Origin of the sequence: Desulfofundulus thermocisternus DSM 10259 (assembly GCF_000686645.1) — a bacterium.
Taxonomy (GTDB): Bacteria; Bacillota; Desulfotomaculia; order Desulfotomaculales; family Desulfovirgulaceae; genus Desulfofundulus; species Desulfofundulus australicus.
Genome location: NZ_JMLG01000017.1, coordinates 1 through 12225 on the forward strand (window position 1 = coordinate 1; position 12225 = coordinate 12225).

Sequence of the window (12225 nt, forward strand, 5' to 3'; positions counted from 1 at the left end):
CTGGTGGGGATAAGCGCTGAAAGCATCTAAGCGCGAAGCCCTCCTCAAGATAAGGTTTCCCACCCGGCGCTCACCGGGTGCCGGGGTAAGACCCCTGGAAGACTACCAGGTAGATAGGCCGGGCGTGTAAGCCGGGTAACCGGTTGAGCGGACCGGTACTAATAGGTCGAGGCCTTGACCTCATATACCTGCGGATTCTCACTGTGAAGTTTTGAGGGAATATACAGGTTTTCCGGTGGCTATACCGGAGGGGAAACACCCGTTCCCATCCCGAACACGGAAGTTAAGCCCTCCAGGGCCGATGGTACTTGGGGGCCTACCCCCGGGAGAGTAGGTCGCTGCCGGAAAACTTTTCTTACCCCCGGTTCACTAACCGGGGGTATTTCATGTTGAGGGCACCCGTTTGCCGGGCGGCCGGGTCTGCTGGACAATTGCCTTCTCCATACCAGCATGTTATGATAAAAAACAGGACCTTTAGTACAGGGGGGTCAGGTTGTGCATCTGCTCGCGCAAAGGTTGGTTGAATGGCTTAGAGAGCAGGCCGCAGCGAGGGGTGCCCGGGGTTATGTGGTGGGTTTGAGCGGTGGCATAGATTCCGCCGTTACGGCAGTCTTGTGCAAGCAGGCCTGTCCTGATGGCGTGCTGGGTGTAATCATGCCCTGCTACAGCAATCCCCAGGATGCTGAGGACGCCAGGCTGGTGGCCGAAACTTTTGCTATCCCGTTTAAAGAAATTGTGCTTGATGAACCCTTTACCATCCTGGTTCGCCTGCTGACCGGCGATGAGAAGCATGTGCTGGACAGGGATCTTTCCATTGCCAACATTAAGCCCAGGCTGCGGATGATTACCCTTTATTTTTATGCTTCCCGGCTTAAATACCTGGTTGCCGGAACGGGCAACCGCAGCGAGCTTACCGTCGGTTACTTCACCAAACATGGTGATGGTGGGGTTGATCTCCTGCCCCTTGGTAATCTTGTCAAGCGGCAGGTTTATGAGCTGGCGGAACACCTGGGTATACCGCGCCGGATTATTGAGAAACCCCCATCTGCCGGCTTGTGGTCCGGGCAAAATGATGAGGCGGAAATGGGGATCTCGTACCGGGAACTGGATGAATTCATTCTTACCGGAAAAGCCGACCAGCGGGTAATGGAGGTAGTTAAAACCCTGGCGACGAAAAATGCCCATAAAAAACAGCTACCTGCTATACCGCCTTTTTAATTAAATTTCCGGGAAGGGAATTAGAGAGGGGGGTATGGTATGGCCGGCCATTCCAAGTGGTCAACCATCAAGAGGAAAAAGGCCAGAGTAGATGCCCAGAGAGGCAAGCTGTTTACCCGCCTCTCCAGGGAAATTATCGTGGCAGCCCGCCTGGGAGGCGGTGATCCGGAGGCCAACCCCAGGTTGAAGGCAGCCATACAGCGGGCTAAAGAAGCCAACATACCCAATGAAAATATTCAGCGGGCTATCCAGAAAGGGACCGGTGAACTGGGCGGGACTGCTTACGAGGAGCTGGTTTATGAAGGGTACGGGCCAGGTGGGGTAGCGGTGATGCTGGAGATCATGACCGATAACCGTAACCGCACCGCCGGGGAGATCCGGCACCTGTTCTCCCGCCACGGTGGTAATCTGGGTGAAGCGGGCTGTGTTTCCTGGATGTTTACTAAAAAAGGCGTTATCGTGGTGGAAAAAGACGGCCTGGATGAGGATGAATTGATGCTGGCCGCGTTAGAAGCCGGCGCTGAAGATATGAAAACTGAAGAGGATGAGTTTGAGATCATTACCGCTCCCGAGGATTTCGACAGGGTGCGGCAGGCTCTGGAGGAAAAAGGTGTTCCCATAGCCGAGGCGCAGGTAACCATGGTGCCCCGGAGTACGGTCAGGCTCACCGGTCAGGAAGCGGAGCAGATGATGCGTTTAATAGAAGCCCTGGAAGATCACGATGACGTGCAGGAAGTATATGCTAATTTTGAGCTGGAGAATTAACTTTAGTTTTGCCCGTGGGGCAGTGGGAAGCCGCTGCCCCCTTTAAATTGACGGGTATGGTTCCGGCAAAATGTGGCAATAATATAACAGGTGAAAAGCTAGTCGGATAAAGGAGTGTCCGGAACCATGCTGAAAAGGTTATTGTACGCCTTTGCCGGCCTGCTGGTAATGCTGGGGGTGGCCCTGGGCATATATGCGGGGCTGAACATGCTGGGGGAACCCTCCATAAAACCCGGCCTGGCCGTCTTTGGTAATTCCGGCGACCGGTCCCTCCTGCCGGTGCAGAGGGATACTTTTGTCCAGGAGGAAAGGGAGTACCTTTGCGGCGACACCCAGGTCGTCTTTTTGGGCCGTGCTCCCCGGGAGCTCCTGGGGCTGGACAGGGAGGAACTGGCAAAGCGTTACCCGCCTGCGGAGGGCTGGAGCATGGAAGAGCGGGGCAGAACCCTGGTGTTTAAGCAGCGGGTTGAAGATTTTTGCCCGGAGCACAGGAATTACCGGCACCTGGGTATTCACGAGGGTTACCTGGCCGTATTCCAGGGGCCGCTCGGCTACGATCAGAAACTGCTCCGGGTGGAAAGAAACATACCGGTAACGGTTCTGCACCCCGATTTGCAGTTGAAATTGCATAAAGCGGGTGATTTTAAACGGCAGGATCCGGAAACACAGGCCATCCTGCGTTCAGAACTGGAGTTTCCTTCCGAACAGGCGGTTAATGCCATGCTGGAGAACCTGGATGAGCTGACTGAGTCCGGGGACAATCCCCGGGCTTGAATGTTAACAGTATCTCCATGTGCCCCGGTTTTACATGAGGAGCGACCTGGAGTGAGCGCTGCCGGGCCAGGCCCGGGCGACGGGATGAGGCGGGGTCGCGGACAGGATGTCCGCGGAGGCCACCTGAACACAGGATGTGTGAATGTGGCCGGTACCCGCCGAAGACCGGAGCCGGGGCCTTTTGGCCCGGCCAGCGAAACGACCGGGAGCGACGAAGTAAAACCGGGGCACACACCGGGAGTTCTTTGTCGATAGCCTGGCCCGGGGACAATCCCCGGGCTTGATTTTTAATTTATGGCAGGAGCCCGGACAGGTTTTGTGGAACTTTTAATCAGGGAGAGATTTTCATGCGGGTTATTGGCATTGATCCGGGTACAGCCATAACCGGTTACGGCATCATCGATCTGGAAGGGAACCGGCTGTCGGTGGTGGCCTACGACTGCATCACCACACAGCCCACCATGTCCATGCCTTCCCGGCTGCAGCATCTATACCGGCAGCTGGAAATGGTGCTCAGGCACTACCGGCCCCGGCAGTTTGCCGTGGAAGAACTTTTTTTTCAAAAAAATGTACGCACAGCCCTGGCTGTGGGGCAGGCCAGGGGAGTGGCTATCCTGGCGGCCGTAAATGCTGGCCTGGCGGTGGCCGAGTATACCCCCCTGCAGGTCAAGCAGGCCGTGGTTGGTTACGGCCGGGCGGCCAAGGAGCAGGTCCAGTACATGGTGCGGGCTCTTCTGGGCCTGCCGGAAGTCCCCCGTCCCGATGATGTGGCCGATGCCCTGGCGGTGGCCATCTGTCATGCCCATTACCTCCAGTCAGCAGCCAGGATAAGGGGGGAAACCCGGGGATGATTGCTTTTCTTAAGGGCCATCTTCTGGAGGTACAGGAAGATGGTATCATCCTGGATGTTCATGGGGTGGGGTACCTGGTGCGGGTACCTCTATCCATGGTAAGCCTTTTGCCGCCAAAGGGGCAGCCGGTGCAGTTATACACCCACCTGGTCTGGCGGGAAGATGGGCCGGCCCTTTTTGGTTTTTCCAGCCGGATGGAGCTGGAAGCCTTTCGCAGCCTGCTGAATGTGGCCGGGGTGGGACCCCGGGCGGCCCTGGCCATTCTTTCTGCGGTAAGCCCCGTCACCCTGCGCCGGGCTGTGCTGGAAGAAAACGAAAACATCCTTACAGCCGTTCCGGGGATAGGTAAAAAAACAGCCCGGCGGATTATTCTGGAGTTGAAGGACAAGCTGGCCGGCCTGGAGCTCGAAGCCGGCACCGGGAGTGGTAGCGACGAAACGGCTTTGCCGCCGGGGGGTGAGGAGGAAGCCGCCGCTGCCCTGGTGTCCCTGGGTTACAGCCAGGTGGAGGCCCGCCGGGCTGTACGGCAGGTCAGCCGGCAGGCTGCCCCCGGCTCTGTGGAAGATTTGCTGCGGTTGGCCCTGCAGTGGCTGGGCCGGCAAAAAAATGCGTGACCGGTAAGGGGGGTGTTTTTCCTTGGAAGAGAGGCTGCTTTCCGCCGCTTTTCGGCCGGAAGATGGAGAGGGCGAGCATACCCTGCGGCCGCGGCGGCTGCAGGATTTTATCGGCCAGGAGAAAATAAAGGAGAGCCTGTCCATTTTTATTAGCGCGGCCAGGGAGCGGGGGGAAGTGCTGGACCACGTCCTGTTATTCGGCCCGCCCGGCCTGGGTAAAACCACTCTTGCCGGCATCATCGCCAGCGAGCTGGGGGTAGGGATCCGGATTACTTCCGGTCCGGCCGTTGAACGTCCCGGCGACCTGGCGGCCATCCTGACCAACCTCACTCAGGGTGATGTGTTGTTCATTGACGAGATTCACCGCCTGAGCCGCCCGGTGGAGGAGATCCTTTACCCGGCCATGGAGGACTTCGCCCTGGATATTGTCATCGGTAAAGGGCCGGGGGCCCGTTCCCTGCGCCTGGATCTGCCCCGGTTTACCCTGATTGGCGCCACCACGCGGGCCGGGTTGCTCACCTCCCCCCTGCGGGACCGCTTTGGCGTGATCTGCCGGCTGGAGTATTACGGTGTTGATGAGCTGGTCCAGATTATTTCCCGTTCGGCCCGCATCCTGGGCATTCCTGTGGAAAGGGAGGGGGCGGTGGAAATTGCCCGGCGCTCCCGGGGGACACCGCGGGTGGCCAACCGCCTGTTAAGGCGGGTGCGGGATTATGCCCAGGTACGTGCCGGTGGCATGATTACCCGGGCGGTGGCCGTCAGGGCGCTGCAGTTCCTGGAAGTTGATCCCCTGGGCCTGGATCATACTGACCGCCGCCTGCTGCAAATAATTATAGAGAAGTTCAACGGCGGGCCCGTAGGCCTGGAGACCCTGGCGGCGGCCGCGGGTGAAGAAGCGGGCACCCTGGAAGACGTTTTCGAGCCCTACCTGCTGCAGATGGGGCTCCTGGCCCGTACGCCCCGGGGCCGGGTGGCCACACCCGCGGCTTACAGGCATCTCGGCCTGCCTTTGAAACAGGACCCCGTTCAAATCAGCCTGTGGTAGAAGGTGGTGTCCGGTGAAAATTCTAATGCATATCTGCTGCGGTCCCTGCACCATTTACCCTCTGGATTACCTGCGCCGGGAGGGGCATACGGTCTACGGGTACTTCTTCAATCCCAATATCCATCCCTACACCGAGTGGCAGAGGCGCCGGGAAACGCTGGAGAAATACGCCCGGGAGCAGGATCTGCCGGTAATTTTCAGCGATGAATACCCCCTGGAGCAATTTCTGCAGATGGTGGTTCACCGGGAAGCCCGGCGCTGCCAGTTCTGCTATGCTTTCCGCCTGCGCCAGGCGGCCAGGGTGGCCAGGCGGGGTGGATTCGATGCCTTTACCACCACCCTTCTGGTCAGCCCCTTTCAAAAGCACGACCTGATCCGGGAAATAGGGGAGAACGCGGGCGAGGAGTCGGGCGTGCCCTTTTACTACGTGGATTTCCGTCCGGGGTTTAAAGAAGCGGTGGCCCGTTCCAAGGAACTGGGTATGTATCGCCAGCAGTACTGCGGGTGCATATACAGTGAAAAGGAGCGTTACTACCGCCCCGTGAAAAAAAAGGATACAGGTGAGGGGAAATGATGTACGGGCTGGGCAAGATGATCGCCCTCATGGGCGTTTTCCTTGTGGTTATCGGCGGCCTGCTCATGTTATCGGAAAGGCTTTTTCACCTGGGCCGCCTCCCGGGAGATATCCTGATCCAGAAGGGTAACTTTACCTTTTACTTTCCCATCGTGACCTCCATTGTTTTGAGCCTTCTGCTCACACTGATTTTAAACCTGATTTTCCGCCGGTAATTCCATAAATGGCAGGAAAGTGGGAAGATATGTCGAACCTACCTGGATGGTGGAGAATTTACATCCAGGAGGTTATTGTTTGGTGTTCAGAAAAAAACTGGGTCTGGTTATTCTTCTGGTGATGTTGCTGGCCCTGCCGGGTTACCCCGCCTGGTCGGCTGCGGGGGATGCAGAGGTGGAACAAGAGGTGAGGGTCGGCCTGGTTCAGAAGGCCAGCCAGGTGGCCTTTTCAGCTACAGGGGATTATCAACTGGTTGATGAGTATACGGGCCGGGTTGTTTCCGGGATTGAGCCCGGCCAGCGCTGGGAAGTGCGCCACTCCCCGGAGGGGCTGGAACTGTACAGGGATGGCCGGCTCATGGGCAGCTTTGAAGGACCCCTTAAGGTAGTGGGCCGGGGAGTAAAAGTGGACGTCCTTTCCGGTACCGGCCTGCAGGTGGAGCGGGAAAGCGGGTTGTACGCGGAAGGGGCGGGCGGCAGGAAGGCCCTGCCCGATAACCTGGCGGGTGTCCACGTGCTGGGTGCCGGCGGGCAGGTGAAAAAACTTGCCCCCGCCCGGGGAACGGGGCTGGTTACCCTCTACCAGGGGGAGCAGGCCCGGCGTTACAGGGGTGATATGGAGTTCCGTCTTGATAACGCGGGTATCACGGTAGTTAACCAGTTACCCGTTGAAGAATACCTTTACGGGGTGGTACCGGCGGAAATGCCCGCCTACTGGCCCGCCGAGGCTTTGAAAGCCCAGGCGGTGGCCGCCCGCAGTTACGTCCTGGCCCAGAAGGGCGGCTACGCCAGCCAGGGTTTCGACGTGCTGGCCACCCAGTCAAGCCAGGTATACCGCGGTTATGATGTAGAAAATCCCGCCACCACCAGGGCGGTGGATGAAACCAGGGGAATTGTGGCCACGTACGGCGGCCGGCCCATCAGTGCTTATTTCCACAGCTCCAGCGGCGGGTACACCGAAAACAGCGAGGACGTCTGGAGAAGCCCGGTGGATTACCTGCGGGCCCGGCCGGATCCCTTCGATAAGAATCCGCAGAACACCCACTACGGCTGGAGCAAGACCTGTACCGCCGATCAGCTCAAGGAGCAGCTGGCCGCGGCGGGATACCGGTTCAGCGAAATATACGACCTGGTGGAGCTGGAGCGTACCTCCACCGGGCAGCGGGTGAAGGCCCTTGCGGTAAGCGGTCTGGACCCGGAGGGTCAGCCCATAACCATTGAAATTGGCCGGGACCCCCTTAAAGGAAAGGCCGACGAAGTGCGCCGCGCCCTGGGCTTGAAGAGTGCCAGCTTCTCCATGGAAAAGGTTATGTTGCCGCCTGCCGGGGACGGGCAGGACGGGCAGCAGCCGCGCCTGGAGAGGGTTACCTTCGTGGGCAACGGCTGGGGCCACGGGCTGGGCATGTCCCAGTACGGGGCCCTGGGCATGGCCTCCCGGGGTTATACTTACCAGGAAATCTTGAAATACTATTATTCAGGCATACAGATAGTTTCCAATTATGGTAAATAAAATGGGGGATGGTCTTTTGGGCCTGCAGTTAAGCGACTTTGACTACGAGTTACCTCCCGAGCTCATCGCCCAGGATCCGGCCCCCCGCAGGGATGAATCCCGGTTGATGGTGCTGTTCCGGCAGGACGGCCGCATGGAGCACCGCCTGTTTAAAGATATCGTGGAATACCTCTCGCCTCCCGATGTACTGGTAATTAACGAGACGCGGGTTATTCCGGCCCGGTTGATGGGCCGCAGGGCGCAGGGAGGGGCGGAAGTAGAAGTTCTGCTCCTCAGGCCGCTGGAGGAACGGCGCTGGGAGGCGCTGGTGCGGCCGGGACGGCGCCTGAAGCCGGGTGTGCGCCTGATCTTTGGAGATGGACTGGCGGAGGGGTTGATTGAAGACGTGACCGCGGCGGGCGGCCGGATCATATCCTTCAGCTCAGCGCTTCCCTTTGCGGAGGTACTGGCCCGGCTGGGCAGGATGCCCCTGCCCCCGTATATAAAAAAGTACCCGGACGATCCCGAGCGTTATCAGACGGTTTATGCCCGGCAGGAGGGGTCCGCCGCGGCTCCCACTGCCGGGCTGCATTTTACCAGGGAGTTGCTGGACAGAATTGAAGCCAGGGGTGTGCAGCTGGTCCGGGTGCTGCTGCACGTGGGGCTGGGTACCTTCCGTCCGGTGAGGGTTGAGGACATTACCAGGCACCACATGCATGCCGAGTATTACGAGGTCACTGAGGAGGCGGCCCGGACCATAAACGCAGCCCGGGCCCGCGGCGGGCGGGTGGTGGCCGTGGGCACCACCACCACCCGCTGCCTGGAAACCGTGGCCGGCGAGGACGGGCAGGTCCGGGCCGGAGCCGGGTGGACGGATATTTTCATTTACCCGGGTTACCGTTTTAAGGCGGTGGACGCCCTGGTGACCAACTTTCACCTGCCCCGGTCGACCCTGTTGATGATGGTCAGCGCCTTTGCCGGGCGGGAAAAGATTTTACACGCCTACCGCACGGCGGTGGAAATGCGCTACCGTTTCTTCAGCTTCGGGGATGCAATGTTGATTATCTGAACAGGCTGGTTTTAAAAACAGGTGAAGAGGTTGAGGAAGCGTGACAGTCAGTTTTTCCCTCATCCAGGAAGATAATCGTACCATGGCCCGGGCCGGGGTCCTGCACACCCTGCGGGGGGATGTGGAAACGCCGGTATTTATGCCCGTGGGCACCCAGGCCACGGTAAAAACCATGACCCCCCGGGAGGTGGAGGAACTGGGGGCCAGATTGATCCTGAGCAATACCTACCACCTGTACCTGCGCCCCGGTGCCGACCTGATCAGGGAGGCAGGGGGGCTGCACCGTTTTATGGGGTGGAACGGCCCCATCCTCACCGACAGCGGCGGCTTTCAGGTTTTCAGCCTGGCCTCCCTGTGCCGCATCGAGGATAACGGGGTCTGGTTCCGCTCCCACATTGACGGCAGCGAGCACTTTTTCAGCCCGGAAAAGGCGGTGGCCGTGCAGGAGGCCCTGGGTTCGGACATTGCCATGGCCTTTGATCAGTGTGCCCCCTATCCCTGTAGCTACGAGGAAGCCCGGGAGGCCACGGAGAGGACCAGCCGCTGGGCCCTGCGCTGCCGGGAGGCCAGCCGGCGGGAAGATCAGGCCCTGTTTGGCATTATCCAGGGAGGGGTGCACCGGGACCTGCGGGAAAAAAGCGTGAAGGATTTGCTGGCCCTGGATTTTCCCGGCTATGGTATCGGGGGGCTCAGTGTGGGCGAACCCAAGGAGGTTATGTACCAGGTCCTGGATTATACCGTACCCCTCCTGCCCCCTCACAAGCCCCGTTATTTGATGGGTGTGGGTTCACCCGACTGCCTGCTGGAGGGCGTGGCCCGGGGAGTGGATATGTTTGACTGCGTTTTGCCCACCCGCATTGCCCGCAACGGGACTGTCTTTACCCGCGACGGAAAACTGGTGGTGCGCAATGCCGCCTACGCCCGGGATTTCCGTCCCCTGGATCCGGAGTGTGGCTGCTATGCCTGCCGGCACTTTACCAGGGCCTACATCCGCCACCTTCTCAAGGCCAACGAGGTCCTGGGCATACGCCTGACCACCCTGCATAACCTGCATTTTATTCTCGAACTGATGAGAAATATCCGCCGGGCCATCCTGGAGGGAAATTTCCTGGAATTTAAGGAAGCATTCCTGGCCCGCTGGAATAAAAATTAAATTTTTCTTCCGCCCGGAAAGGGAATTGCCTTTCCGGCACGAATATTAACTCTTCAGGAGAAAGGAGGTTATCAATGAACCAGCAGCTCATTTCCATACTCTACATAGTTGCCCTGTTTGCCCTGCTTTACTTCCTGCTCATTCGCCCCCAGCAGCAGCGGCAGAAAAAGCACATGGAAATGATCCGCAACCTGAAGGTAAACGACCCCATAATAACCATAGGCGGCATCTATGGCACCATAGTAAAGATAAAGGAAGATTCCCTGGTGGTCCGGGTGGCGGACAATGTGCGGATTGAAATCCTGAAAAATGCCGTTGCCCAGGTCAGACCACGGGAAGAAGAAGAGGAAAAATAAACCGGTTTCCCGGAAGAGTAGGGTCATTCCTACTCTTTTTCTCCGTAGGGGCTAAACTGGTTAAATGTACCAGGCCATGGATAATCCAGCCTGCCCCGCTTTCCCGGAACAGGCGGGGCTTTTTCAGGGCTTCTATGTTTAAGGAGATGGAAAATCTTTGATTACCCTGGAAGACATCAAAAAGAATCCCCTGGTGGACAGTTTCATTCGCAAGGGCAATGAATATCTGGGTGTGCTGGGTTATACCGAGCACAGTTACCGGCATTTGAACCTGGTAAGCAGCCTGGCCCGCAGCATCCTGGAGCGGCTGGGCTACCCCGAAAGGGAAGCCGAGCTGGCAGCTATTGCGGGCTACATGCACGATATTGGCAATGTGGTCAGCCGGAATGACCATGGTATTTCCGGGGCGGTCCTGGCCTTTACCATATTAAACAGCATGGGCATGGACCCCGACGAAATGGCCACGGTGATTTCGGCCATTGCCAATCACGAGGAGCAGTACGGACAGCCGGTCAACAATGTGGCGGCCGCCCTGATAGTGGCCGATAAATCCGATGTCCACCGTTCCCGGGTGCGCAACCAGGATTTCGCCACCTTCGACATCCACGACCGGGTAAATTATGCCGTGGAGCACGCCTTTATCTCGGTGGACAGGGACAAGCGCACCATTACCATGGACCTGACCATAGATATAAACATCTGCCCGGTCATGGAATATTTTGAGATCTTCCTGACCCGGATGACCCTGTGTCGCCGGGCGGCCAATTTCCTGCACTGTAATTTCGAGCTGATTATTAATGGTTCCCGATTGCTCTAGAGCAGCAGGAGAGGAGTTTTGGTATGAAGCTGAAGTGGAACAAAATACTCATTCTCGCCGGATTGGTAATTCTCGTAGCCCTGGCTACGGCGGCTGCCGTAACCCCGGCCTATAAAAACATCCCCTACCTGGGGAAATACCTGCCCCTGATCAAGGATATCACCCTGGGCCTCGACCTGCAGGGCGGGGTGCACGTGGTCCTGGAAGCTAAGGACACCCCCGAAGCGAAGGTCACCCAGGAATCAATGCAGCAACTGATGGCTGTAATCCAGCGCCGGGTCGACCAGTTTGGCGTGGCCGAGCCGGTTATCCAGCAGCAGGGGCGGAACCGGTTGATTGTGGAGATTGCGGGCAGGATTGACCCCGAGGAGGCCGTACGTAACCTGGTGAAGACGGCCTACCTGGAATTTAAAACCATGGACGGGAAAACGGTGGTTACCGGGGCCGACTTGAAGGACGCCGTGGAATCCAAGGACCCGGTTTCGGGGCAGGTCAAGGTGGATCTCACCTTTAATGCCGCCGGGGCCAAAAAGTTTTCCGAGGCCACGAAGGCCAACGTGGGCAAGCCCATAGCCATCATTCTGGACGGGGAAGTTTTGCAAAGTCCCGTGGTACAGGAGCACATTCCCAACGGCAAGGCCCAGATTACCGGCTATGAGTCCCTGGAGGAAGCCCACAATATTGCCGTTTTGCTCCGCTCCGGTGCCCTGCCGGTCAAGGTGGAAGTGGTGGAGAAGCGGGCGGTGGGCCCGGCCCTGGGTGCGGACTCGCTGCAGAAATCCAAGCATGCCGGGCTGGTGGGTGTGCTGGCCATCCTGATCTTCATGATCATGTACTACCGGGTACCCGGGCTGGTGGCCGACTTTGCCCTGCTGATCTATGCCTTAATTGTGCTGGCCATTTACGTGGGCATGAATGTGACCATGACCCTACCGGGTATTGCCGCCTTCCTGTTGTCCCTGGGTATTGCCGTGGATGCCAACGTGATCATCTTCGAACGCCTGAAGGAAGAACTGCGGACGGGGAAGAGCTTGCGTTCGGCCATTGATGCCGGCTTCAAGCGGGCATTTACCGCCATCTTTGATGCCAACGCCACCACCCTCATTGCCGCCGTAGTGCTCTACTTCTTCGGCACGGGTTCTGTGCGGGGTTTTGCCATTACCCTGGGGATCGGTATTGTGGCCAGCATGTTTACCGCCATTACCGTTACCCGCTGGCTGCTGCACCTGCTGGCGGGAAGCGGCCTGGTGAGAAATGTCAGGGCATACGGGGCATAGGGGGTGTT

14 protein-coding genes and 2 rRNA genes are annotated in these 12225 nt (G+C 58.4%); all 16 read left to right on the forward strand.

What is annotated here, in order from left to right:
- Positions 1–182: ribosomal RNA gene (locus BR83_RS0111190) — 23S ribosomal RNA — on the forward strand; the annotation flags it as partial.
- A gap of 49 nt (positions 183–231) precedes the next feature.
- A 5S ribosomal RNA gene (rrf, locus tag BR83_RS0111195) occupies positions 232–347 on the forward strand.
- Positions 348–495: 148 nt separating this feature from the next.
- On the forward strand, positions 496–1218 hold the full coding sequence (nadE, locus tag BR83_RS0111200; protein WP_027357151.1) for an NAD(+) synthase: 723 nt from the start codon (positions 496–498) through the stop codon (positions 1216–1218).
- Between the two features lie 39 nt (positions 1219–1257).
- Positions 1258–1983 carry a YebC/PmpR family DNA-binding transcriptional regulator gene (locus BR83_RS0111205; RefSeq protein WP_027357152.1) on the forward strand — a complete coding sequence of 242 codons (726 nt, stop codon included), beginning with the start codon at positions 1258–1260 and terminating at the stop codon, positions 1981–1983.
- Positions 1984–2109: 126 nt separating this feature from the next.
- Positions 2110–2757, forward strand: a complete 648-nt coding sequence (locus tag BR83_RS0111210) for a hypothetical protein (protein WP_027357153.1) — start codon at positions 2110–2112, stop codon at positions 2755–2757.
- Between the two features lie 347 nt (positions 2758–3104).
- Positions 3105–3608 (forward strand): crossover junction endodeoxyribonuclease RuvC, encoded by a 504-nt coding sequence (gene ruvC, locus BR83_RS0111215; RefSeq protein WP_027357154.1) that lies wholly within the window; start codon positions 3105–3107, stop codon positions 3606–3608.
- Positions 3605–4222 (forward strand): Holliday junction branch migration protein RuvA, encoded by a 618-nt coding sequence (gene ruvA / locus BR83_RS0111220; RefSeq protein WP_027357155.1) that lies wholly within the window; start codon positions 3605–3607, stop codon positions 4220–4222. The genes ruvC and ruvA overlap by 4 nt, the downstream gene beginning before the upstream one ends.
- A gap of 22 nt (positions 4223–4244) precedes the next feature.
- Complete coding sequence (gene ruvB / locus BR83_RS0111225; RefSeq protein WP_027357156.1) at positions 4245–5267, forward strand: Holliday junction branch migration DNA helicase RuvB; 1023 nt, start codon at positions 4245–4247, stop codon at positions 5265–5267.
- 13 nt (positions 5268–5280) lie between these two features.
- Positions 5281–5841 (forward strand): epoxyqueuosine reductase QueH, encoded by a 561-nt coding sequence (locus tag BR83_RS0111230; RefSeq protein ID WP_027357157.1) that lies wholly within the window; start codon positions 5281–5283, stop codon positions 5839–5841.
- The gene (locus BR83_RS0111235; RefSeq protein WP_027357158.1) at positions 5838–6056 is read left to right on the forward strand and encodes a DUF2905 domain-containing protein; all 219 of its coding nucleotides are present in this window, start codon (positions 5838–5840) and stop codon (positions 6054–6056) included. Before BR83_RS0111230 ends, BR83_RS0111235 begins: the two co-directional genes overlap by 4 nt.
- A gap of 82 nt (positions 6057–6138) precedes the next feature.
- Positions 6139–7566, forward strand: a complete 1428-nt coding sequence (locus BR83_RS0111240; RefSeq protein ID WP_157833009.1) for a SpoIID/LytB domain-containing protein — start codon at positions 6139–6141, stop codon at positions 7564–7566.
- Positions 7567–7588: 22 nt separating this feature from the next.
- Positions 7589–8614 carry a tRNA preQ1(34) S-adenosylmethionine ribosyltransferase-isomerase QueA gene (queA, locus tag BR83_RS0111245; protein WP_027357160.1) on the forward strand — a complete coding sequence of 342 codons (1026 nt, stop codon included), beginning with the start codon at positions 7589–7591 and terminating at the stop codon, positions 8612–8614.
- Positions 8615–8654: 40 nt separating this feature from the next.
- Entirely contained in the window at positions 8655–9767 is a 1113-nt protein-coding gene (gene tgt / locus BR83_RS0111250; RefSeq protein ID WP_027357161.1) for a tRNA guanosine(34) transglycosylase Tgt, read from the forward strand.
- Between the two features lie 74 nt (positions 9768–9841).
- Positions 9842–10123 (forward strand): preprotein translocase subunit YajC, encoded by a 282-nt coding sequence (gene yajC, locus BR83_RS0111255; RefSeq protein WP_027357162.1) that lies wholly within the window; start codon positions 9842–9844, stop codon positions 10121–10123.
- 157 nt (positions 10124–10280) lie between these two features.
- Positions 10281–10940 carry an HD domain-containing protein gene (locus BR83_RS0111260; RefSeq protein WP_027357163.1) on the forward strand — a complete coding sequence of 220 codons (660 nt, stop codon included), beginning with the start codon at positions 10281–10283 and terminating at the stop codon, positions 10938–10940.
- 29 nt (positions 10941–10969) lie between these two features.
- Complete coding sequence (secD, locus tag BR83_RS0111265) at positions 10970–12217, forward strand: protein translocase subunit SecD (protein WP_027357164.1); 1248 nt, start codon at positions 10970–10972, stop codon at positions 12215–12217.
- Positions 12218–12225 lie beyond the last annotated feature (8 nt).